Source organism: Photorhabdus australis DSM 17609, assembly GCF_000711895.1.
Classification (GTDB): Bacteria; Pseudomonadota; Gammaproteobacteria; order Enterobacterales; family Enterobacteriaceae; genus Photorhabdus; species Photorhabdus australis.
In genome coordinates this window covers 1-25139 of record NZ_JONO01000063.1, presented here as the reverse complement: position 1 = coordinate 25139, position 25139 = coordinate 1, and the positions used below count along the sequence as shown (strand labels likewise).

The 25139-nt window shown below is 36.3% G+C and carries 23 protein-coding genes; 1 reads left to right on the top strand and 22 read right to left on the bottom strand.

Annotated features, from left to right (window positions below; all coding sequences use genetic code 11):
- From BO26_RS15740 to cpxR, 22 genes are all read right to left on the bottom strand, one after another.
- On the bottom strand, window positions 1-280 hold a 280-nt coding region (locus BO26_RS15740), incomplete at its 3' end, for a helix-turn-helix domain-containing protein (protein WP_036770949.1).
- A gap of 76 nt (window positions 281-356) precedes the next feature.
- Window positions 357-1832 (bottom strand): oligosaccharide flippase family protein, encoded by a 1476-nt coding sequence (locus tag BO26_RS15735; protein ID WP_051691011.1) that lies wholly within the window; start codon window positions 1830-1832, stop codon window positions 357-359.
- Complete coding sequence (locus BO26_RS15730; RefSeq protein ID WP_036773025.1) at window positions 1829-2473, bottom strand: formyltransferase family protein; 645 nt, start codon at window positions 2471-2473, stop codon at window positions 1829-1831. Before BO26_RS15730 ends, BO26_RS15735 begins: the two co-directional genes overlap by 4 nt.
- Window positions 2466-3155, bottom strand: a complete 690-nt coding sequence (locus BO26_RS15725) for a WbqC family protein (protein WP_036773023.1) — start codon at window positions 3153-3155, stop codon at window positions 2466-2468. Before BO26_RS15725 ends, BO26_RS15730 begins: the two co-directional genes overlap by 8 nt.
- Window positions 3155-4261 carry a dTDP-4-amino-4,6-dideoxy-D-glucose aminotransferase VioA gene (vioA, locus tag BO26_RS15720; protein ID WP_036773021.1) on the bottom strand — a complete coding sequence of 369 codons (1107 nt, stop codon included), beginning with the start codon at window positions 4259-4261 and terminating at the stop codon, window positions 3155-3157. Before vioA ends, BO26_RS15725 begins: the two co-directional genes overlap by 1 nt.
- 145 nt (window positions 4262-4406) lie before the next feature.
- On the bottom strand, window positions 4407-5267 hold the full coding sequence (gene rfbA, locus BO26_RS15715) for a glucose-1-phosphate thymidylyltransferase RfbA (RefSeq protein WP_036773032.1): 861 nt from the start codon (window positions 5265-5267) through the stop codon (window positions 4407-4409).
- A 744-nt stretch (window positions 5268-6011) separates the two neighbouring features.
- Window positions 6012-6971, bottom strand: coding sequence for a DMT family transporter (locus BO26_RS15710; protein WP_036773020.1), 960 nt, complete (start codon window positions 6969-6971; stop codon window positions 6012-6014).
- Between the two features lie 162 nt (window positions 6972-7133).
- Window positions 7134-9008, bottom strand: coding sequence for a polysaccharide biosynthesis protein (locus BO26_RS15705; protein WP_036773030.1), 1875 nt, complete (start codon window positions 9006-9008; stop codon window positions 7134-7136).
- Between the two features lie 9 nt (window positions 9009-9017).
- On the bottom strand, window positions 9018-9629 hold the full coding sequence (locus BO26_RS15700) for a sugar transferase (RefSeq protein WP_236637479.1): 612 nt from the start codon (window positions 9627-9629) through the stop codon (window positions 9018-9020).
- Entirely contained in the window at window positions 9630-10787 is a 1158-nt protein-coding gene (locus BO26_RS15695; protein WP_036773018.1) for a DegT/DnrJ/EryC1/StrS family aminotransferase, read from the bottom strand. It abuts the gene before it with no gap.
- Complete coding sequence (locus BO26_RS15690) at window positions 10780-11970, bottom strand: glycosyltransferase family 4 protein (RefSeq protein ID WP_236637478.1); 1191 nt, start codon at window positions 11968-11970, stop codon at window positions 10780-10782. Before BO26_RS15690 ends, BO26_RS15695 begins: the two co-directional genes overlap by 8 nt.
- A gap of 44 nt (window positions 11971-12014) precedes the next feature.
- The gene (gene wecB / locus BO26_RS15685) at window positions 12015-13085 is read right to left on the bottom strand and encodes a non-hydrolyzing UDP-N-acetylglucosamine 2-epimerase (protein ID WP_036773014.1); all 1071 of its coding nucleotides are present in this window, start codon (window positions 13083-13085) and stop codon (window positions 12015-12017) included.
- Window positions 13086-13090: 5 nt separating this feature from the next.
- Window positions 13091-14194, bottom strand: coding sequence for a glycosyltransferase (locus BO26_RS15680; RefSeq protein ID WP_036773011.1), 1104 nt, complete (start codon window positions 14192-14194; stop codon window positions 13091-13093).
- On the bottom strand, window positions 14191-15063 hold the full coding sequence (locus BO26_RS15675) for a hypothetical protein (RefSeq protein WP_236637476.1): 873 nt from the start codon (window positions 15061-15063) through the stop codon (window positions 14191-14193). The genes BO26_RS15680 and BO26_RS15675 overlap by 4 nt, the downstream gene beginning before the upstream one ends.
- A 346-nt stretch (window positions 15064-15409) precedes the next feature.
- A complete protein-coding gene (locus tag BO26_RS15670; RefSeq protein ID WP_036773006.1) occupies window positions 15410-16516 on the bottom strand; it encodes a D-glucuronyl C5-epimerase family protein in 1107 nt (368 codons plus the stop codon).
- 1 nt (window position 16517) lies between these two features.
- On the bottom strand, window positions 16518-17741 hold the full coding sequence (locus BO26_RS15665) for a lipopolysaccharide biosynthesis protein (RefSeq protein ID WP_036773004.1): 1224 nt from the start codon (window positions 17739-17741) through the stop codon (window positions 16518-16520).
- Window positions 17742-17746: 5 nt separating this feature from the next.
- A complete protein-coding gene (locus BO26_RS15660; protein ID WP_036773002.1) occupies window positions 17747-18817 on the bottom strand; it encodes a DegT/DnrJ/EryC1/StrS family aminotransferase in 1071 nt (356 codons plus the stop codon).
- Window positions 18818-18831: 14 nt separating this feature from the next.
- Window positions 18832-19419 (bottom strand): acyltransferase, encoded by a 588-nt coding sequence (locus tag BO26_RS15655; protein ID WP_036773000.1) that lies wholly within the window; start codon window positions 19417-19419, stop codon window positions 18832-18834.
- Window positions 19420-19437: 18 nt separating this feature from the next.
- A complete protein-coding gene (locus BO26_RS15650) occupies window positions 19438-20487 on the bottom strand; it encodes a Gfo/Idh/MocA family protein (protein WP_036772997.1) in 1050 nt (349 codons plus the stop codon).
- Between the two features lie 13 nt (window positions 20488-20500).
- Window positions 20501-21811 (bottom strand): nucleotide sugar dehydrogenase, encoded by a 1311-nt coding sequence (locus BO26_RS15645; protein ID WP_036772995.1) that lies wholly within the window; start codon window positions 21809-21811, stop codon window positions 20501-20503.
- 398 nt (window positions 21812-22209) lie between these two features.
- The gene (gene cpxA, locus BO26_RS15640) at window positions 22210-23580 is read right to left on the bottom strand and encodes an envelope stress sensor histidine kinase CpxA (RefSeq protein WP_036772993.1); all 1371 of its coding nucleotides are present in this window, start codon (window positions 23578-23580) and stop codon (window positions 22210-22212) included.
- Window positions 23577-24272 carry an envelope stress response regulator transcription factor CpxR gene (cpxR, locus tag BO26_RS15635; protein WP_036772991.1) on the bottom strand — a complete coding sequence of 232 codons (696 nt, stop codon included), beginning with the start codon at window positions 24270-24272 and terminating at the stop codon, window positions 23577-23579. The genes cpxA and cpxR overlap by 4 nt, the downstream gene beginning before the upstream one ends.
- Window positions 24273-24426: 154 nt before the next feature.
- Between cpxR and cpxP the strand changes: the two genes are divergently transcribed.
- Complete coding sequence (gene cpxP, locus BO26_RS15630) at window positions 24427-24918, top strand: cell-envelope stress modulator CpxP (RefSeq protein ID WP_036772988.1); 492 nt, start codon at window positions 24427-24429, stop codon at window positions 24916-24918.
- The last annotated feature ends 221 nt before the right edge of the window (window positions 24919-25139 follow it).

Sequence of the window (25139 nt, the reverse complement as noted above, 5' to 3'; positions counted from 1 at the left end):
GTTGAGATAAGTGGTTGATTAAAAAATCAGTTTGTTCTCGGGAAAGCAAACTGTCAGACCCCCCATTATCCGATTTCAGTTTACCTTGATTGAGGTAATCACTGATATGGCGGTCAACGGTGGTCTGATGGAGTCGCAATGCCTGGGCGATCATCACAGAACTCCACCCTTCAGAAGCCAGAAGGATGGCTTTTATTCTGTCTCGTACTTGACCATCGCGAGTGGTGTCGTGAAGACGTTCAAGTTTGATTTTTTGTTCTGATGTAATAAATATTTTCATAGCGAGGATAATGATCTCCATTTCGGATAAAATCAAGCATCTTCAATGATTACGGGTATATACAGAAACTAATGGATTATTCATTCTTAAAAACCTTTAAAATTATTTTATTAATCATAAGGCAAGTGCCACCCAGTAATATGAGTAAAATAAACCAGATAATGCGGCTATCAGGAATAATTGCTTCTATATTTTTCTGGAAAAAAATGAATAACGAAGGAAATAACATAAATGGCATAATATCGAGGAACAACCACTTAATATGTGAATTTGGTAGAAATCGTCTATGGACAATACCAGCCCAAATTATTAGGTAAATTAGATTTTGAAAAAACCAGGCTTTAGCGACTCCAGTTGCGCCGTAATTTATTCCCGTGAAATAGATTGTTGGAATAAATGTAATAAGAAATATAATATTTCCTATCACATGCAGTCGAATATTTCCATGCGCGTATTGTAAGTAGTAGGGGAATGCAGATATTGCCAAAATACCATTACCTAATGCATACCAACATAGTATTGGAGCGACTTCTTTGGCTACTTGATGGCTTCCCGTCCATATATAAATTGCATGGTAAGCATATCCACTTAATAATATACTTACAGGTAATATTATTAATGCCATTATACGGCTTGAGTTTCTATAAACAAAAATAAGCTCTTTATTTTTTTGTTTAACGTGTAGAGAAGTTAATCTGGGGAGAATGGCTTGTGCTATAGGTTGACTTAGTATCATTAGTCCAGATGCAGCAATTACACCCATTGAATAAAATCCAAATTCATTTAGTGGAAGTAGATAGCTTAATAATAATTTATCTGTTTGAGTAATTAATACCCATACACCTGATGTAAATGCAATGCTTAATGCAAATTTTAGTGTTGGGATCGACTCACGAATAAATTTTTTATCTATACTTGGTGATTTATCTTTATAAGGGGTGTGATATATAGCTGAAAGGTAGAAGGTAATTAATTCTATAAATGCTATAATAATTTGATATATGAAATAAGAATATAATGAATTGTGGGTTAATATTAATATAATAACAGAAACAGGAAACCTTAATGTGGCGATAATTATATTTATAATATTAAGTTGAATTTGTTTTTCTAATCCAATTAGAGTACTTCTCCAAGGACCGCAAAGCCATCGAAAAGCTATTGTAACAAACATTGATGAAACTGAGAAAGTGACAAGACTAACTGATAGAGATGTAGTCAGCCAATTTTTAGTGATCCATTCTGCACTCATTATTCCTGATAGGAATATCATCATGGCTATGAGGAGAAAAAAATATGTTATAACTTTTTGTAATCCCTTAAAAAATATGGCTTTTTGTTGATTATTCTTAGCTATTGTTGCTTCTCGTGCTATTGTTGTTGATATGCCCATATCTAACAATTGCATCCATCCTTGGAGCATTGTAAAAAAGCCTATTAATCCGTAGCCTTCTGAACCTAATTTTTCAAGATAGAAGGGTATTACCACCAATCCAATAATAGCCAGATAGAACTGACCAATATAATTAGCAATTATATTTCTTTTGATCATGATGACTGTATTAATTTTTTATATATTAATAAACTTTCTTTAGATAATAGGTCGAGGTTAGTATTGTCTTTTTTATTTTCAGGTCCTAAAGTATTAAGATCTCTATTGTTTTTTAAATTTTTAAGGACTTCATTTAAAGACGCTACCTGTTGTGAAAAAACAATATGCCTTAATCTATCTTTACATTCATTTTTGCGGTGATATCTGAGTTCAATAATTTTCTTACCAGTATCCATTCCTTCATCAATAAAATGGACTGTACTGCCAATAAATTTTTTCTGATTTCTTATCGCTCTTTCGAATCCATTCATTCCAGGAAAATCAGGTAATAGTGCAGGATGAAAATTAATTAATTTATTATTATAATTATTTAAGATATTACCTTGAAGTAGACGAGAGAAGAAAACTACAACATAATCTATATTATTTGAAATAAGTATTTCTAGTAATTTTCCCGAAAATTTAATATTAGATTTCTCATCTATTCTTATATTGGGGATTGAAAATTCATCTGAGATATTTTCAGCTGGACATTTTCTGTCTGTAATAATTAAATCGAGGTTAATATCAGGGTTATTTCTGAGCAAAGTTTTTACAACAGAGCCCCCGGTAGAGCTTAATAGTGCAATTCTATTACTCAAGAGTTCCTCCTGATAACATTTCTCTTATAGTGTTTTTATCACAATTCATTAAAATATCTATAATTGATAATCCGGGAATAAAATTATTATTATTTTGTGAATAAAATGGTAAGTCAGGATTTAGAAATTTAATTTTTATATTTTTTTTACTAAAAAGTTCTTTGTCATAAAGCGCTTTGCCGCCAATAGCATTTATATATGTATCAGCTTGCAGTAAATGGCAAATATCAATAATGCGTTCAACTCCCTTTTTGTCTTTTTGTATATTAAAATCTGAAGCTTTACTGAATTTCTTTTCTATTTCTAAATACTTGAATATACTTTCTATTGAAGACTTGTTGATTATTGATACATTTTTATCACTTGATGAAACGACAAATTCTATTATTGGAAATATTTCTTTAAAGAACGGAGATGAGCTATAAGATGATTTAATCTGATTAAGAAATGGTTGAAAATTCCCGGTATAAAAATGTTCGTTTATTTTTCTATTTTGACTGATTTTTTCCACGGGAATTGTAAATAAAGAAGTTTTATTGTTATTTAGTATATTATTTCTGTTTATAAAGCCCTTCTTTATGAAATTTACATTATCAAAGAAAATGAAATTATCTACACTACTTACTAATTGATAATATCCTAAATATGGAAAAAAATAAGGTTGCATGATAGCAATTTTCATTAGATATCCTTAATTAAGGATATAATGATATCCTGCTGACTTTTTCCTAAAGATGTAAATATTGGTAAGCATAAAACTTTCTCTGAGGCTTCTTTTGCATTGTTGAGATTGGATGATGATGAATGTAAACCACGATACATTGGCATATCACTAATTAGAGGGTAGAAATATCTTCTTGACAAAATGTTATTATCTTTTAATTTTTGATATAGTTCATCACGAGTTAATGGATAATCTTTTTCAACTAGAATAGGAAAATATGAATGATTACTAGTTGCAGAATCAGATAGCTTAGGAATAGTGATTCCTTGTATGTTTTGTAGTTTTTCTCTATAACGCGAATCGATATTGCTTCTTTGAGAAATTGAATTATCTATATGTTTTAATTGTAATAAACCAAATGCAGCATTGACTTCACTCATTTTTCCATTAATACCAGGTGCGGTGACGGTGATTTCATCTGCAAAACCAAAATTTTTCAAGTAATCGATTCTTTGTTTGGTTTTTGCATCAGGACAAATAATCGCACCACCTTCAAATGTATTAAATACTTTTGTGGCATGAAAACTTAATATTGATAAATCACCATATTTCAGTAGGCTTTGATCTTTGTATTGAACACCAAATGCGTGAGCTGCATCATAAATAACACGTAAACCATATGTATCAGCAATTTTTTGGATTTCTTCAACATCGCATGGATTAGAGTAACAATGAACGGGCATTATTGCTGTTGTATGAGGTGTAATTGCTTCTTCGATTTTTTTTGGATCAAGATTAAAAGTTTTTGGATCTATATCTACAAAAACAGGTGTAAGGTTATTCCAGAGGATTGAGTGTGCTGTAGCGACAAACGAATAAGGTGTTGTAATGACTTCTCCACTAATTCGTAATGCCTGCAATGCTGTCACTAGTGCAATAGTTGCGTTAGTAAATAAAGAAATATGCTCAACGTTAAGATATTTGCAAAGTTCTTTTTCTAACTCTTGATGAAATGGACCATTATTAGTTAACCATTTGTTGTTCCAAATCTTTTGTAAGTATGGTATGAATTCTTCCAGAGGGGGTAAATATGGTTGTGTTACAGGTATACTTTTGTTATCCATAATAACTTCTTTAGTTGAGAATTATCGTTGTTCCACCTATTTAGGATCTATTAGAGATACATAGGTGGAGTCGTAATTATTATTGAATAAATAAAATTGAAATTAAATATTTTACAAATTTATTAAATGGTGATTGTAATAATTGTTATAATAAAGAGTATAAATATTTTCCATAATTATTTTTTGAAATTAATTTGGCTTTTTCTTTAACCTCTTCTGTTGTTAGCCAGTTATTTTTGTATGCAATCTCTTCTAAGCAAGCAATTTTAAACCCTTGGCGTTTTTCAATAGTTTCAACAAAGGTGGCGGCTTCTAGTAAGCTGTCATGGGTGCCTGTATCCAGCCACGCAAAACCACGACCAAGAAGTTCTACATTTAAAGAATTATCATTAAGATACATCTGATTAATTGATGTGATTTCTAATTCACCACGATCTGATGGAGTGACTTTCTTTGCAAAATCAACTACCCGATTGTCATAGAAGTAAAGACCGGTGACAGCATAGTCAGACTTGGGTTTTTTAGGTTTTTCTTCAATAGAAATCGCTTTCATCTGGTCATCAAATTCAACAATTCCAAAACGTTCAGGGTCTTTTACTTGATAACCAAAGATGGTAGCTCCAGTTTTTTGGGAAGATGCTTTTTGTAGTTTTGGTGAGAAAGCTTGCCCCCAAAAGATATTATCTCCTAAAACTAAACAGACTGAGTCATCACCAATGAAATCTTCACCGATAATGAATGCTTGGGCCAGTCCTTCAGGTTTATCCTGAGTTGCGTAACTAATCTTTATTCCTAAGCTATTTCCGTGGTTCAGAAGGCGTTTGAAGTTTATTTGATCTTCAGGAGTGGTAATAATAAGAATGTCTTTGATCCCTGCTAGCATCAGTACTGATAGTGGATAATAGATCATTGGCTTATCATATACTGGGAGGAGCTGTTTAGATACACCCATTGTTATAGGGTATAATCTGGTGCCGGAACCACCGGCTAAAATGATGCCTTTCATATTAATTTTAATTTGACCAAATAATTCATGTTTTTTCTGAATATAAATTAATTTTACGATAATCATTAAATGAGGTTATTTAATGATTTTTTCTTAATATACAGGGGACCGTATAACGGAAAATCAGAACTCGTGTTTAAGTACCATTAAACAAAGCTACCGCACTAGGTTATTGGCTCCCAGAACGCCTGCAAAATTCGGTAATCTTACCTATTGTATTGATTTTCCAACACTTTTGTCTGCTTTAACAAAAAGTAATGGGGGATAAGATTTTGTAACACATTAGGAAGGAGACTAAACTGTAAATTCTGTCTGGTCAAGCTTAATAAGCCACTTGTTTAACTAATTGATAGAATACGGTTAGCTGAGATCTGTATTATCGCCTATGAAGTGGTAGTTAGATTCGTTAATAACGTCTATGATGCCTTACTTTTCAAAGAGTTTTATTCTATTTCATTAGTTTCGTAGGGAGTATTTCAGTTTTACATTCGTTCTTTTAGATTGGTAACTTTCTTCTTGATATCCATACGATAATAAAGGATTTTTATTGTTTAAAAAACGATATTTCTAATTCTGTAATCCGTCATCTTTGGAGGTGTCGGTAAATTTATCGGTAATTGTTATCTAAATGTTAGAGAATGGGGAGGAGTTGATGTAGGTTATGTTATTGATAGCCAGTAAAATTTAGTGGTTTTTTAATCGTAGGATTAAAATGAACTTAAGCTGCTTAGAATAGAATCGCATTCATTTAAGTGTCAAAATTAATTTTTTGATATTACGTGGATTTACAGCAGTTAGGAATGAACCGATCGAAACTCCTACACACAGGAGTAATAGCTTTATAGAGATGGTTTCGTCTACCAGTAGGCACGCAAAAATTACTGCCCAGATCGCATAAGTGATATTTAAACTCATAGCACGGATGGGCTGAAGCATGCTGATTGCTTTGTAGTAGAAGAGGTACGATAGCGTGGCTACCAGAGAAGTGAAAAATAATAAGGAGTATAATTCTATGTTTGAGAAGATATGTATGACACCAGGAAAGGAGCGGATTAATAATATGATGATAATTAAATAACCCACAGAGGATGATAATTGCCTGATGAAATAAGCAATGTCAGCAGGGATGTCTTTATTCATCCCATAAGAGCTAATAACAATTTCGGAACTCCAGCCTAGTGCACATATAAAAGCGAAAAGAAAGCCTATCCAACCAGATATTGTCTGAGTTGATGCTGAGTAACCGAGTATCATGGTGCATACAACCGCTGATATTAATCCCAATATTCCGATAAGGTGAATACGATCTTTAAGTAGAAAAAAAGAAGTTAAAGCACCAATAGCAGGGTAAGTTGCTGAAATAGTTGCTGTGTAGCTAATGCCAATGTATTGAATGGCTAAAATATAACAAGACATGCCTATTGGGCCACCAAATATAGCCGCCAGGACAATTATTCCATTTTTTTTGTTCTTGGGAATAAGGCGTATTGCTTGGTATTTTCCCTTGACGATAAGATATATAAACATGTATCCACATGAGATTGTGTCATTCAGAAAGGCAAGTACAATAGGGATAAGAAGATAGGAGGAAAGAACGGTATCTTCTAATAATAGGGCTAAAAGCACGCCGCTTAGTCCCCAGAAGACACCAGAGGACAGTCCATAGGCGTTGGCTGTTATTTTACGATCGATGAATATAGCCATTTGGTACTGTTCCGTTATTTTTTGGGTTTATGTTAGGTGATTAAATCCAGTAATTTATATATATTTCACCATTTTTTATGGAAACGACTATTTATTCTTCTGAAATCAATAGGGAGCTTCTAAAGCGTAATGGTAGGATCACTTATTTAGAAAATTTAAATGCTATTTTAAAAGGTCGTAAATATAGTCTTTAGGATTAAAATCAATGGGAGCATTGGTAAGAATCTTTCTAATATTCTCGAAATCATAATTTTCACAAGATGTTTTTAGGTTGTTTAATAACGGGTTTAATTTATCCCAGGTTAGAAAGACTTCGTTGGCTGTCATTATTCTCGGATGATTTGTGCCAGAAACATTATCACCAATTAATAATTCTTCATAAAGTTTTTCACCGGGTCTTAATCCGGTAGTTTTGATTTCGATATCACCGTGAGGGTTAGTTTCATCTTTAACTGTCAGTCCAGAAAGGTTAATCATTTTCCGGGCAAGATCGTATATTTTTACTGATTCTCCCATATCAAGAACAAAAACATCACCATTATTGCCTAGTGCACCTGCCTGGATAACTAACTGGGCGGCTTCCGGGATTGTCATGAAGTAACGGGTAATATCTTTGTGAGTGAGGGTTATTGGTCCGCCACTTTTTATTTGTTTTTCAAACAGGGGTACAACGGAACCGGATGAACCAAGGACGTTACCAAAGCGAACCATTGAGAATTTTGTATGAGTGTTTTCTTTAGCAAAGGCTTGCAGTATCAGCTCTGCAAATCTTTTTGTCGCTCCCATTGTATTGGTGGGGCGGACGGCTTTATCTGTGGAGATTAATACGAATTTATCCACTTCTTGATTAACCGCTGCTTTGGCAAGTGAAAGTGTACCAAAGATATTATTATTTACCCCCTCTATGGTGTTCATTTCTACCAAAGGAACGTGTTTATAGGCAGCAGCATGGTATATTGTATTAATGTTGAATTTATTTATTATTTTGTTTATTTTATCTGAATCTTTTATATCACCTAAAATTGGAATTATAGTGATATTCCAATCGTTTTCTGAATTTATCTTTTGTAATTCTTTTTCTATTGAATAGAGGCAGTACTCGGTTAACTCAAATAATATCAGCTGAGTGGGAGATTGAGTGATGATTTGTCTGCATAACTCTGATCCAATTGAACCACCGGCGCCTGTAACAAGAACATTTTTGTTCTTAATGTTTTTACTGAGCAAATTTTGTAATGGGTTAACTTGTTCTCTGCCGAGTAGATCGTTGATAGAAACGCGTTTGAGTGAATTTATTTGGGCTTTTCCTTCAACCAGGTCATTGAAGCTTGGGATGGTGAGTATTTCACAATGCTCTTTTTGTAATCGATCAAGTATTTTTTTTCTATTGGATATTGACGCGCTAGGTATTGCTAATAATATTTTCTTTATATTATATTTTTCTACTAAAAGTGTTATTTTCTCTGGAGAGAAGACATAAACCCCATGAATAGATAAATCATGTAATTTAGCATTGTCATCAACAAAAGCAATCGGGTTGAATTCTCGATGCTCTCTTAATATGGGCAAAAGTTGCCGACCAGATTCTCCTGCGCCGTATATAATAACGGGAGCCCCTTTATATCTTAGTAGATTGCGTAGTGTTCTATATAAAAATCGGGTACCGCAGAGTGATATCACCAGAAAAGAGAAATAAATAATCGGTACGGTTCTGGGGATAAATGCTTGTTGGTATAAGGAGATTGCGGTCAATAATAGAGTAGACAGAAATGAACCAACAATGGCCCATTTCAATATACTCATATTAACGTATTTTAATATCGGTCTATAAAAGCCAATTCTTAAGAAAATAAATAGTGTGAGAGGTATGGTGAATATAATCGTTAACCAATGTTGTAAGCTATAAATGGGGACTTCTCTATCGAGGCGTAACCACATGCTTAGCCAGTATGAGATAACGATAATAAATATATCCACGATGAGAAGAACGATGGTTTTTATTAACCTGTCTTGGTTAAAAAACATTATTTTGTTCATCATTGTTAATTACCTAAAAACTACTTTGTAAATTGTTTTAAAAATAATCTTCAGGTCATAGAAAAAAGATTGATTATCAAGATATTCTAAGTAGTACTTGGCTTTTATCGGCATGATAATATCGATATAGGCTTGATGAGGATCTTTATATTGACTTAATATCTGATTTTCATCGATCATTTCTATGGAAGCTAAGTCAGTTATGCCGGGTTTTACTGATAATATTTTGTTTCTGATATCATCTGGATATTTGTGCATAAATTGTGGAACTTCAGGTCTTGGTCCGACTAAACTCATTCTTCCCTGTATAACATCAATGAGTTGGGCTAATTCATCAAGTTTATATTTGCGTATAAATTTTCCAGATTTGGTAATGCGGAGATCATGACCGATAGTGAGCTGCCCTTTTTGCTCTGATTCGGTAGTCATGCTCCTAAATTTATGAATATAGAAGTTTTGATTATATTGTCCCACGCGTTTTTGTCGGAAAAAAATAGGTCCTTTTGAGTCTATTTTTATCCAAATAGCTATTGCTATTAAAATAGGAGAGAGGATGATTAACCCAATTGAAGATGAGATTAAATCAAAAATCCTTTTTATAATTGAATAAGTTATTTTCATTTACTCAAGAATCTCTTTAATTGTGTTAATGACGTAAATCTGATCATCTTTTGTCATCTTTGTATATAAAGGAATGGATACAATTCGCTTGAAATTTTCCTCTGCTATAGGAAAATTTTTTTTGTCCAGGGAATAGGTGTTTTTCCATATTGGTTGTTTATGTAGTGGGATAAAATGGACAGAACAGCCTATATTTTTCTCTGCCATTTTTATTATAAAATCGTCTCTTGATATTTTGACTTCATTATTGAGTCTAATGGTGTATAAATGCCAGGCGTGCTGACTATTAGGTTCTTTAGGTTTAGTGGGTAAGGTAATTGGTAGATTTTTTAATTCATTATCGTAAAATTTGGCCATTGCTTCTCTTTTCTTCTGAAAAGCGTCTATTTTCTGTAATTGATGAATACCAATGGCTGCACAAATATCTGGCATATTATATTTATAACCCGGTTCAATGACTTCATAATACCAGGCTGGTGTTTTAGATTGATATCGATCAAAAGCGTCTTTACTGATACCGTGGAGACGCATGATTTTGGCTCTTTTTATAATGTCTGGATTTCTGGATACGAGTATTCCTCCTTCCGCTGTTGTCATGGTCTTATTAGCGTAGAAGCTGAATACCGTTGCGTCGGTGTCAAGTGTGCCAATTTTCTTTCCCTTATATATGGTCGGGAATGAATGGGCCGCATCTTCAATGATTCGTAAATTAAATTTCCTGGCGATAGCAATGATTTCATCCATATCGCAGGATAAACCAGCAAAATGTACTGGCATAATTGCTTTAGTTTTGGCGGTTATTGCTTTTTCTATTGCTGTTGGATCAATATTCAGGCTGTCAGGTAAAGAGTCAACAAAAATAGGATGAGCGCCTAGATAGCGGACAACTTCTGCTGTTGCCGTAAAGGTATAAGTAGGCACAATAACTTCATCACCCGGTTGAATACCAACAGCTTCCAGCGCTAAATGTAGTCCGGCTGTTGCTGAATTTACCGCAATGGCTTCAACATCAGAACCCAGGTATTGTGCAAAATCGTATTCAAATTTTCTGGTTTTAGGTCCGGTCGTTATCCAGCCTGTTTTAAGTGAGTCAATGACTTCGTCAATTTCAGGTTGTCCAATTTCAGGTAATGCAAAAGGAAGGAATTTATTATTCATGATTTATTATTGCCTTTATGAAATTGTCTGCTAATATGGAATAAGCGTGATTTTCTAAAGCGTAAATTTTACCTCTTTGCCCCATCTGGTTTAATTCGTTAGTTGATAACTCACTGAGTTTTAATAAATTCTGTGCAATATCTTCTGGCTCACCTGATTTAATTGTAATGCCGCAATTAGCGTCAGAAACGGGATCATTGCCTGCATCAATCGCACATAAAATAGGTTTACCTGCCATCATATAATCAATCAGTTTATTGGGACTGATGCCAAATCTGAATAATGATTGTTTTTGTAATCCTATATAGGCAATGTCAATTTTATTGAGTAGTGTTGGAATCTGGAATTTGGGAATGGGATCAAAGAATATAATGTTATTTATGCCCATGGATTCATATTCTTTAATTAAATTGTCTTTTTCAAAGCCAGTACCAACCAATAAGAAAGTAATAGGTTTATCATGAAGCAGCGAAGCTGTTTTGAGTAGTTTTTCTAGTGCATTTGGCCGCCCGTGAGCGCCGCAATAACATACAATTTTGTGCCCTTTATTTTTTTCAGTTGTGATTAGTGTTTCCAGTAAGCTGTTTAATGGCGTGAGTTGATTCGCCCAATCATCTAAAACGACTCCATTAGGAATAATATGTAATTTATTCAGCTCTAATCCATGAGCCTGCATATGCTCTTTTACATTAGGGAGCATAGAAATAACGATATCGGTGTGTTTGTAAGCCGTATTTTCAGCGAGTTGACATAATTGGATAAATGGATGTTTAGGTGACATTCCCCCTAATTCTATAGGGGAAAGAGGCCATAAATCATGTAGTTCAAAAACCAGTTTAGCGCGAGCTTTTTGAGCAATACGTTTTGCTACCCATATATCCATAGGGTATGTGCTTGATGCAATGACCACGTCAGGCCGATATTTTTTGACCAGGTTATTGCTGTCGAGCCAAATTTGGCGTAAAAAGGAGAAGATATTTTTGACTCTGGCCAATCCATTTCCGTTGTAATCTGGAGTTGGATACCAGATAAATTCTAACCCGTTAATATTTTCGGTGGTTTTTTTATTATCGATCAGTGTAGGTTGTTTTGTCCTGACATGAGAATAAGAGGCTGCGAGTATGGTAATTTTGTGTCCCGATTTAATCCATTCCTGGCCTAAATGATATGGACGAAATTCCATACCAAGATCCGGTGATCCGGCATAATGATTTATATAGACTATATTCATAGTAATTTTTCTAATTCGTCAGTAATTCTTGTCGCAGCTATACCGCCGCCGTACATGGATTGAACTGCGTCTATATTAATATTCATCATGTCGTGAACTGATTGAGTTATTTTTTTATTTTCAGCTGCTGAAAGTGTGTTCACGCCGGCTTCTATTAATTCTACCCATTCAGTTTGATCCCTGACGGTTACACAAGGTTTTCTGAAGAAGAAAGCCTCTTTTTGTAGTCCGCCACTGTCTGTAATAATCAGGGCCGTGTTTTTGAGTAGCCAGATCATTTCTAAATATCCTACTGGCTCAATTAAATGAACATCTAAATGCAAGTTGTATTGCTCTAACATTTTTTTAGTTCTAGGGTGAATTGGTATTAAAACAGTAGCAATTCTTTTATGTATATCATTCAATGCATTGACTATTTCAGTTAAACGCTGTGGGTTGTCGGTGTTTTCAGCGCGATGGAGGGTCGTCAATATAAAATGTTGGATAGAATCCAAACCATCAGGTTTTCTCGCCATCTGGCTAAAATATAAAGCGGCATCTTCCATCACATCACCGACTTTTTTTATGTTGACTGGCTTTGAATTAAAACCTTCTTCTTGCAGATTATTCATGGCGGTGTCTGTTGGACAGAAAAGAATTGAACTCACATTATCTGTTAATATTCTGTTTATCTCTTCTGGCATTTTCATATTAAAACTACGTAAACCGGCTTCAATATGGATAACTGGAATATGTAATTTAGATGCGGCTAATGCACCCGCTAAAGTCGAGTTAGTATCACCATATACCATGACTGCATCGGGTTTTTCTGTGATTAGGACTTTTTCAACTTCGATTAGCATTCTACCGGTCATTTCACCGTGCGAGCCACCATGAATATTGAGTGTGTAATCAGGTTTGGGGAGGGCTAATTCATTAAAAAATATATCAGACATATTCGTGTCAAAATGTTGACCAGTATGAATGATAATCTCTTTAAATTTATTGTGCTTTTTTAAAGCGCGAGATACTGGACTTGCTTTAATGAATTGTGGTCTGGCGCCTAATACAGTAATGATTTTTTTCATATCGATTAACGTCCAATTTGTTGATAAAATTCGTTAAGTTTATTTTGTTCAATATCCCAATTGTATTTTTCATTAACTGCCAGAAGCCCATTGTTACCCATTTCTTCCGCTATATCCGTGTTATTTGATAAGTAATCTATCGCATTCGCTATTTCCTTCGGATTTAATGGATCGATACAAATGCCACAATGGTTTTTTACAACAATATCTTGCCATAATGCGAAATTGGAAGCGATGACAGGAATACCTGCACTCATATATTCGAATATTTTGTTGGGTTGGGCATCGATATGATTGGGTAGTGGATGATATAGAACGATACCCGCAATAGATTTAGATAAAAGCTCCCGGGCTTCTCCTCGGTTTAAAAATCCCAGTTCATCTATTTTGTACCAATTTTTCATTTTTTTTATTTTATTCTCTAATTCTTTGTCAGAAAAATTGCCTGCTAATTTCATTTTTGTATTCGTCGTAAGGTGAGAGATAGATTCAACCATCTCTGTTATGCCTCTGATGTCAGAAATACCACCGACATAGCAGACTTGTTTTTCTTTTTCATACCAATTGGTGTTTTCGTTATGTAACTCACCTAGTATCGGATAATTATTGATGTCTATGGTGTTTTTATTGATTTTTAAGAACTTATCTCTTATTGATGGGGTGGCTGTGATAATTCCATCAAATTTAGCAGCAGCATATTTCTCGTAGAGAGCGAATAATTTAGAGATAATGATTTTGTTAAATTTATTTAAATAAGGTTTACTAAAAATCTGTTTAGGGACATCTTCATGAGCATCAAAAATGACTATTTTACCTTTCTTTTTGAGTTTTAATCCGATAGGGATGAGCTCCGGATCATGGAAATGGTATAAGTCAGCATCTAATTCTAATGCTTTTTTATAAACTTTATCGGTTGTTTTAAATATTCTATTTAGTCGGCCTGTTAATATTCCGACATCAATGATAGCAATGTTATTCTTTACTTCATTACCTTTACCATCTGCAACAATAAGGGAGACTTCATGTTCTTTTTGTAAAGCAGAGCATTCTTTCAGAAAAATACGGATGTCGAAGCGTGAATGTACTGAGGTCATATGTGTGATTTTCATAAGGGTATTTTGTTGGTTTTTGTAGGAAATAAAAATAATAATATGCTTAATGTTAGCAGCCCATATGTCAGTAGTAGTGCTGTAATCGCTGAATTTGAAATCGTGTATACGAAGGGTAAATATAATGTGGTTGAAAATTCAAATGGAACTTTTTTTGAACTCAGGTTCATTGCGAAGATTAACATGTTAAATATAAAAAAGTTTATTAATAAACCAAATGTACCGTATCTGGCGATACCGTCCCCGATGAAGCCGGTATTAGCCGATCCTGATGTACCATAATATATTTCAGAAATTATTTGAGGTGCGTCTTTCGTGAATTCACTATTGTTGTTGTAGATATAATCATAAAAGTAATAGGTATTTAATGTTGGTGTGAAGAATACTCTACGTAGCCAATGTATAAGCGGATCATAAAAATCGAAAATAAAATATAATATCCCGGCAGTAAGAAATAAATAGAGAATGATATTTATCACTGAGTTACTTATCGATCTTGTTCCTTTTATATAGAAGAATAGAATGATAACGGCGAGGTTCATGAATGCTATGCTTTTTAATCCAGAAGAGCTATAGATTAAATAGGAAATCGCAAAACTTATTGCAATGAGGATGTATTTAATAGAGCTTCTTATATAGAGTGAAGCGAGTAATAACAATGGTGAGACAACATATCCCCCATTTGTAATGATGTACATGGTGAGTAGTGGTGTATTTTCTTTAAAGTGTTCTCTTACAGCATAAACGCTAAATATATTTGGTGGTATTAGACTGAGTCCAGGATTACTGATAACGAATAACAGCACAATAATACCACATCCTATTATAATTATTTTATATAAATCCCATGGAATTTTCAGTTTCGGCATCGTTATTCTATCTATTATTCGAAAGAATAATATAGACAAGAAGAATAATATGTTTATTGTGAGTATAAAAACTGTTGAATTGAGGGACGTTGAATTAATTAATGGGAATATAACTGATACGGGTATAATGTAAGTTATATATATTAACCATAGAAAAACCATGACTGGGTTTTTTTGGTTATTGAGCAAAATGAGAGGTAAGAAAGATATCCAACAGAGAAAAATGCTCAAGTGACCTTGTGGGGCAATATTATAGCCTCTTACCTCATGGAATGTATCTAATATGAGCATCGAATTCAGGTAGATAATAATCTGATATATAAATATTTTCAGAGTTATTTTAATTTTATTTTGCATTTTTTCTGATAAGGAAGTAAATAGATGATAATGCTAAGATAGAGAGGAAGTACATTGTAATAAATTGGTAGTATGCCCAACTAATAGGCCCATGTTTTATATAATAATAGCCAATGTTAGCGGTGGATTTACTCCAATTATGATATAAATCCATTATTTCTTTATTTTTAAAATTTTGATTTCTCTCTATCAGGTCTTTGAGGAGCAGGGTATGTATTCTATGATATTTGATATTACTTGGATTGCCAATTAAATCATAGCTGGACCATTCATTTCTTATGTCGAACTTAAATATATTATTACTGATTGATTGATATAAACTTTCGGAGGCTCTTTTACTTTCATTTATATTTAGATAATTTTCGAAGGATTCAATGCCATAAGTGGAATAAATCATTCCGTTTAATACAAAGGCCAATTGGTCTGAATTAGCCTGAGGATCAACATATTCTTCAATCCAGGGCATATTATCTAATGTTGTTAAACTGCCACCTTTATGAATAGGTGTTAGTGATGATTGGTATAGAAGTTTCGAGGTTGACAGATATTTATCATCACCAAAATGGTCATAAGCCCTTAATAGGAGAATAATAGCATATGCGTCTGTTAGTCCAGACCACCAGGGAGCAGAGAGTTTATTATTTTTATATCCTGTATATGACCAGTCAAAATCATATAAGTAATGGTTCTCACCATGAAATAATTTTATATTACTTGATAACCAATCTGCTGAGAATTTAAAATTAGAAAGTAATTGGTTTTTATTGAATTGAGGGGGTGGTACATTCCATCCAGATAAGGATGAATCAGTTCGCCATAATATATTGGTGTTATTTTTATTTAAGGCTAAAGAAGAGTATATCATTCCATAGTGAACAACATAAAATGGAGATAAAAATGGTTTAGGAATATGGGGTGAATGTGATAGGGGAAAACCATTATTATTAAATTCGCGTTGAGCAAATTTCCCTTTCATCACCAGGCTTCTGACATTACCGTTGAATTCATCTAGTTCATAAGCATATTTATTGAATGTATAACTTACAATCATCACGATAATGATATAGGGAATTATTTTTACTATATTTCTCTTCATCTTAACCCTTTCTGTGCATAAAAGATAATTTTAGAATATAAGCTGTACTTATTAAATAAAGAATAAAGCTCGTGAGAGAAAATAATAACAAAGTCAAGTAAATGTCTCCTAGTATATATCCGGTAAAGAGGGCTATAAATCTTAATATAATGGATGTTGTTTGAATAAATAAATTGCTTTTCTGGTGCTCATAAATGGATAGATATATTGATAAAGATGAATATATTATTTGTCCGCCTAAATGTGGTATTAAACATAATAGATATTTACCTGATTCATGCCATTCTTCACCAAAAATAAAGGTTATGATGGGTATGCCCGCTAAGTATGTCACTATAGCAAATAAAATAGCGATGAATGTCAGGCAATAAAATGTTTTTTTGATCTTTAAGAAAGGCGATGTAGTCGGGTCTTTTAAATATCCTTGTAATATAGACGAAACGGTTTGACTTAATAGTGTAATCGGTGAGCCTGATATTCTGGATGCAATCAAATAAAATCCTGCTGATTTTAGCCCGTATGTGAACATGATGAATAATTGAGGTAATTCATTACTAAATGTATTAATTGAAGCTGCAGGGAAATCATATACTGGGAATTTATAATATTTCTTAGCCAATAGTTTTATTTTTTTGAATTCATTTTTACTTGTAATAAAACGATATTGAGATTTTTTACCTAAAAATAGAACGCCTAATGATTGGCCTAATATCTGGCCTAATATAAGGCTGCTTGCACCTAAACTAGCGATACCACCTATGATTTGAATGCTAATCATTGCAATAGCTTGAGTGATTTTAGTAATGGAGAATTCACGGTATTGCCTTGCTCTTATACTATTGAAGCTGATGGCTCGATAAAATCCATAAGTTATAATTCCCAACGGAATATAGTATATATAATTTCCTATGGCTATTTTTTCTGATGGATTATATATTGAAAATATAGTGATGATTATTAAGCTAATGGTTATTGGAATGATACAAGATAATGTGACTAATGAATTAATTTCACGATTTTTTTCTGATGAACTTATTGAAAATTCATAACGAAGACAGGCTCCTACTGCAAAAACACTTAACAACGATGAAAATGAAGCGTAAGTGCCCAATTCTTCAGGTGAAAATAATCTTGTTAATACAGGTGTTGATAGTAATAATAATATCTGGCTGATTAATGATGCGAGTAATAAGCCAGATATATTCCGCAATAGTTTATAATTCATAGATTTTAAATGGAACTGACAATTTTATTAATTAAATCTATAGATAAATAAGGATGCATCGGCAAGCTAATGACTTCTTGTGCGATTTCGTCACCAATAGGCAGAGCAATATCGCTGGCTACCGCCGGTTGTTTATTTAATGGGATCGGATAATGCACTGCGGTTGGAATGCCTTGTTCTTTTAATTTGTGTTGCAATTCATCACGTTTTTTAACCCGGATAGTATATTGCGCATAGGCCGAGAGATTGTGTGGCTCGATATACGGCGTGGTCAGGATGCCAATGTCATTCAACGCCTGATTGTAGTTTGTGGCAACTGTCTGACGTAATGCCATTTCTTCATCAAAGATGTCCAGTTTCGGTAGCAGAATGGCCGCTTGCAGGGTATCTAAACGGCTATTCACTCCGATTCTGATATGGTGGTATCGCCTGTCTTGTCCATGACGGGCAATTTGACGAATAATTCTCGCCAGTTCTTCATCATGAGTAAAAATAGCCCCGCCATCACCATAGCAACCCAATGGCTTACTGGGAAAGAAGCTGGTGCAGGAAATTGTGGTCAGATTACAAGAGCGTTTTCCTTTATAGGTGGCGCCAAAACTTTGGGCTGCGTCTTCTATTACGGGAATATTGTGTTTTGCAGCGATAGCGTTAATTTCGTCAAAATCAGCACATTGACCAAATAAGGAGACTGGAATAATCGCTTTGGTTTTTGGGGTAATTGCGGCGTCTAATTGCGCCGGATCTAAGTTATATGTGGTGGGCTTTACATCTACATAGACCGGTATACCGCCCAGTAGCGCGACGGTTTCAGCGGTGGCAATGTAGGTAAATCCGGGGGTAATGACTTCATCGCCGGGTTTGATGCCAATTGCCATTAAGGCAATTTGTAACGCATCGGTGCCATTGGCACAGGTAATACAATATGGCGCCTCGGTATATTCAATCAGCTTTTCTTCTAATTCGGCCACTTCCGGTCCTAAAATATATTTGCCGTGGTTGAGGACTTTTTGGATATTTGCGTCAATTTTATCTTTAATTCTGCATTGTTGTGCTGCTAAATCGGTAAATTGCATGCCTGTATCCTTGCTTATTGAATTCGCACGACGGTCTGGTTATTGAGCTGATAAATATGGTGAGTGTGTGGGCAAATGGTGGTGGCTTGTCCGTGTAGCGGTAAATCTAATTGTTCACCAAATTCACTCATCCAGCCAATCTGTTTGGCCGGTACTCCCACCATCAGGGCATAATCGGGGACATCTTTATTGATAACCGCTCCGGCACCAATAAAGGCATAAGCGCCAATGGTGGTGCCACAAATAATGGTGCAATTGGCGCCTAGGGTGGCGCCTTTTTTTACCCACGTATTTTGGTATTCACTTTTTCTTTCAATGAATGATCGGGGATTATAAACATTGGTGAAAACCATGCTGGGGCCACAAAATACGCCCTCTTCTAGATGAACGTTGTCATAAACAGAGACGTTATTTTGTATTTTGCAGTAATTGCCGATGGTGACTTTATTACCAATAAAGACATTTTGTCCTAAAGAGCAGCCTTCGCCAATTTGGGCGCCAGAACAGACATGGGTGAAATGCCAGATACGGCTGTTTTTCCCGATTTGTGCTCCTTCATCAACGATGGCACTGGGATGTATCGTTACGTGTTCGGCTGACATGAGACCGGTTCCATAGGGTTAATAGGTTAAAGGCAAAGAAATGGTTTTATTATCTCTGGCGGATAAATAGGCCGCGATAAGCAGCTCTAAGGATTTTAAGCCTTCCCGGCCATCAGTGATGGGTTGAGCTTCCCCTCTCATCACATCAATGACATTTTTATAGTAGAGGGGGTGACCAAATCCATAAACGGACGTAGTTTCATAGCTCGCTGTTTTGACGTGTTGGTCATACTCTTGTTCGTCAGCGAAATGCCATTCCTGGATTTCATTGACGGCCATGCCCCCCACCCGAACTGTGCCTTTTTCTCCTAGAATGGTGATGGAGCCTTCAAGGTTTTTCGGATAGGTACACATGGTGACGGCCATCGAACCTAAAGTGCCATCCCGCCAGCGGATATTGAGTACCCCGGTATCTTCCGTTTCGATATCTAAGTGGGTAGACGTCATGGCCTGAACATCTTTGACCGGGCCGATTAACCATTCAATCAAGTCAACATAGTGGCTCGCTTGATTCATGAAGGCGCCACCGTCAAATTCCCAGGTGCCCCGCCAGGCGGCTTGATCATAATAGGCTTGAGGTCGGGTCCAGAAAACATTGAGGTGAACCATATGGATTTTGCCAAAACGTTTTTCACTGACGGCCCGTTTCAGTAATTGTAAGGTGGCATTTAAGCGGTTTTGTTTGACAACAAAGAGGTGTTTGCCAGCTTTATCAGCGGCTTTAACCATCTTTTCACCATCAGCCAATCGGGTGGCCATTGGTTTTTCGGTGACGACATGAAAGCCTTTATTAAAGCAGGTCATTGCTTGCTCTGGATGGAGGCCGGATGGTGTGGTCAGGATAATGATATCGGTGGTGATATTATTCAGCATGGTGTTTACGTCGCTGAAACCTGGAACGCCGGTTTGTTCTACCGCCGTGTTTAGTGCGTTTTGATCGTTATCACAGACGGCGACTAATTCGGCCTCTTTTTGATGGACTTCCAGAGCATGGAAGTGATTTTTTGCGATCCGCCCACATCCCACTAAAGCAAATCTTATCTTTCTGTCTTTAATGATGTTCAGCATGTCTTATCCTAAGTTAAGCTTTTATGATGTTTTTATGATTGGGAGAATATTTGCCACGGGTATCGACGACTAATTTGGCATTATTGATGATCAACTCATAATCAAATTTATCGTGATCGGTGGCTAAAATAACGCAGTCGAAAGTGTTGAGGTTATTTTCAGTGATAGGCTGGCTGACTAAATTAAAATGATGTTCCCGCATTTTAGGAAAGACCGGGACGTGTGGATCTGAATATTCAATATTAGCACCTAATTCTCGGAGTTTTTCCATAATATGTACCGAGGGACTTTCTCGCATATCATCCACATTCTTTTTATAGGCGATGCCGAGTATTAAGATGTGGCTGCCATTAATGGATTTATTCGCTTTGTTAAGGGCTAATACTGTTTTGGTGACCACGTAATCCGGCATGGAGGAATTAACTTCACCGGAGAGTTCAATAAAGCGGGTATTAATACCATATTCTCGGGCTTTCCAGGTTAAATAGAAGGGGTCAATCGGAATACAGTGACCGCCTAATCCTGGTCCGGGGTAATAAGGGACAAAGCCGAAGGGTTTAGTTGCCGCAGCCCGAATGACTTCGTGGATATCAATTCCCATTTTATCGGCAACGAGTTTCATTTCGTTGACTAAGCCAATATTGACCGCCCGGTGTATATTCTCAAGCAGTTTTGTCATTTCGGCGGCTTTGGTTGAACTCACCGGAACAATCTGGTCAATGGCGGGCTGATAAACGGCGATACCGGCTTTTAAACAGTTTTCTGTGTGACCGCCAATGACTTTAGGGATGGTACGGGTTTCGAAATCAGGGTTGCCGGGGTCTTCCCGTTCGGGGGAATAGACCAGGAAGATATCTTCACCGACGGTTAACCCGCTTTCTTTAACCCGCGGTAATAACTCTTCTTCCGTGGTGCCTGGATAAGTGGTGCTTTCTAAGGAGAGGATTTGACCAGTTCTTAAATACGGTTTTACCCGGTCGGTGGTATTAATGACAAAGCTGATATCGGGTTCACGGTATTTGTTTAACGGCGTTGGGACGCAAAGAATAATGGCATCGCATTCGGCGATTTTGGTGAAATCCGTCGTGGCTTTGAAACCGGTATTGATGGCTTTAGTGATTTTGGATGAGGGAATATGTTCAATATAACTTTGACCTAGATTTAATTTATCTGTTTTTTCTTTGTCAATATCAAAACCAATAACTTTAAAACCAATATCGTTATATCGGAGCATTAAAGGTAGGCCCACATAACCAAGCCCAACAATGGCAATGATGGCGGTTTTATTATCAAGTTTCTCGGTAAGAATGCTGAGTAGGGACATATTTCACCTTTTAAGATGATGACTTAAAAATGAAATTGTGAAAATGAATCACATTGGTTTTTAATAGAATGCTATCTATTTTCACAAGTTTTATTTGGCAAGTGAAACTTTAACAATCTATTTTAAATAGGTTGTTTAAGATATATTATTGAAATAATAATCGACGTAATAACAAAGCTACCGCACTAGGTTATTGGCTCCCAGAACTCCGTGGAATTTTATAATTTTACCTACTGTGTTGATTTTACAATATTTTTGTTGGCTCAATTTAAAAGCAAAAAAGATAAGCGTATTTAATGAATAGAGAGGGAGGTTAAACCGTCAGACACGCCGGGTCAAGCATAATAAAAATTTATCTATTTAATTAATTTGTACAATAAGGTTGGGGGAAATCTGTGTTACCGACCATGAAGTGGTAGCCAAATAACCAAACGTAAGCCACCTAGTGGGCTATCTTCAGCCCGTACCCAGCCACGATGCTGACTAACTGCGGTTTCAACGATGGCTAAACCAAGGCCGGTGCCGCCAGATTCTCGGTCACGGGCTTCGTCTGTTCGGTAGAAAGGGCGGAATATATGTTCGCGGTCTTCCGGATTAACGCCAGGTCCGTCATCGTCAACGGTGATGGTAATCCCTTGATTATCGGCGTAGAAACCCACCGCAATGTGGTGGTGAGAGTAGCGTAAGGCATTGCGTACAATATTTTCAAAAGCGCTGCCAAGCGCTGATGGGTTGCAATAAATTGTCCAGGGACCCGGTGGTGAGATTGTCTCGAGGGTTTTATCCATTTGTTCAGCTTCAAAGCTGGCGTTATCGAGAATATCGTTCCATAAATCTGTCATTTTAATATTTTCTCTCAGCAACTCATTTTTATGCTGGCTGCGGGAGAGTACTAACAGATCGTTAATCATGCTGTCTAGCCGTTGGGCTTCTGTTTCAATTCTTTCTAATTCTTTACTTTCACCATGGCGGCGGCGAAGTAATGCTGTTGCAAGTTGCAGGCGAGTGAGGGGCGTGCGTAGTTCATGGGAGATGTCGGAGATGAGTCGTTGCTGTGCGGTGACCATTCGCTCTAATACACTGATCATCTGATTGAAGCTGTTACCTGCGGCCAGAAATTCTTGTGGGCCAGCTTCTAATTCTGGATGCTGGCGTAGATTGCCTTTAGCGACATCGTCTGCGGCATTTTTTAATTTACGGGCTGGTTTAGCTAAACTCCAGGCTAGCCATAACAGGAGCGGCGCACTGATTAACATGGTAGCAATTAATAGCAATAGAGGTCGGTCGAACATGAGGTTAATAAAGTCCGACTGAGGGCTATTTGCTGGGCGAACTAAATAAAGTTGGTAATGATCTTCTCCATCCTGAATAGAAAATGGTCCCAGCATCTCAGAACGGCCATATTTTTTCTTCTTAGGGTGGTCGGCATTGTCTGATTGTCCGATAAAGTTGCGAACAACTTGCATTTCGTTTCTCTGGGCACCAATAATCCGTCCTTCACTGGTCACCAGTATCAGGCGTTGTCCTGGTGGTGCCCATTTTTCAATCGCGCGAAATAAACGGCGCCACCAAAGTAAATCATTTGCAGGGTCTTGCGCTAATTCTGCTTCAATATGTTGTTCCAGCATAACGCCCTGCCGATATTCGTTTTCCAGCAGAGAGGTTAATTGCCTGGAATCCAGCTTTGGTACCATCAATACCAGCATCAGGACTAATGCCAGAGTAAACCAGAAAATGGCGAAGATGCGTGCCGTTAAGCTGTTTATCATGTTGCAGAAACCATTAAATAGCCGCGACCGCGTAAAGTTTTAAACCAAGGCAGGCCATCTTCTCGTTCAGGTAATTTACGGCGTAGGTTAGAGATATGCATATCAATTGCCCGGTCAAATGGGGTCAGCCGTTTGCCTAATACTTCCTGACTCAGATGTTCGCGGGAGACAACTTGTCCCAAATGTTGAGCTAATAAATAGAGCAATGTGAATTCAGTACCTGTTAAATCTAATATTTGATTAGCGAAGCTGGCTTCCTGACGGCCTGGGTTTAATTGTAGATTATCGACCTGAAGCGTGAGAGGACTGTTGTCCGTCTGTTGTTGTTCACTCCAATTTGAGCGGCGAAGAATAGCACGTATACGGGCCACGAGTTCACGATCATTAAATGGTTTGGCAAGATAGTCATCGGCCCCCAATTCCAGCCCCAGAACACGATCCAAATCACTTCCACGTGCTGTCAGCATAATTACCGGGGTTTGATGATGTAGGCGAAGTTCTTTTAATGTCGAAATGCCATTCTTACGCGGCATCATAATGTCAAGTAATAGTAAGTCAATCGATTCGTCAAGGAGTTTTAATGCTTGCTCTCCGTCATGAGCGATAACGACGTTAAGTCCTTCCATTTCAAGTAATTCTTTTAATAGTGATGTTAGTTCTCGGTCATCATCAACTAATAGGATTTTATGCATTGATTAGTTCCTCCAGGAACAAAAATACGATAATGAACTTTGTCATTCCACGACTTTACGTTCTTTTACAAGCTCTGACGCTAGTTTGCAGCCGTGTAGGTATAGTTGTCTACATTGAATCGGATATCGTTTGGGGAAGCGAGGGGTTTTTTTAATGCGTAACATAGCAGCGTTAGTTTTTGCGTCAATGTTTGTTGTTGGTTCAACAGCATCTTTAGCTGAAACAACAAATACAGCTCATGCTGCTACGACCCCTGGTATTTGTGCATCGTGTGGTTATAAGAGCGCTGAAGGCCATCATTATCATAATAATGAAACCAGTGATAACGATTATATGTTTAATGGTATCACTTTAACCGAACGACAGCGCCAGCAAATGCGTGATTTGATGGCGCAAAAACATCAGCAGCGTTCATCAATGTTGATGAATCGTGCGGAGCGAGAAGAGATGCGTAAGCTGGTGACCGCGAAAGATTTTGATGAAGCGGCTGTAAAGGCTCAGGCTGAAAAGATGGCCAAATATGATGTTGAACGTCAGGTAGAAATGGCTCGTATTCATCATCAGATGTATCAACTGTTGACTCCTGAGCAGCAAGCTCAATTGGAGCAACATCATCGGCAGTATATGTCTCAGTTATCGAACTGATTTTGTTGTATTCATAGCAGTGAATTAGTAGTAAACGAAAATTTTTCCTTGCCATAGACACCATCCCTGTCTTTTCCCCCGCCTTTTGGCGGGATTTTTTTATCTGGCTAAGATTAATTCACTTTAAAATCAACCAGATAAAATTTTTGTAAGCAACTGTAAGTAGCGTGGAAATTTTTAAGTGTGGACACTAGTGTGGACACTTTTGAGTGCTACGGTTG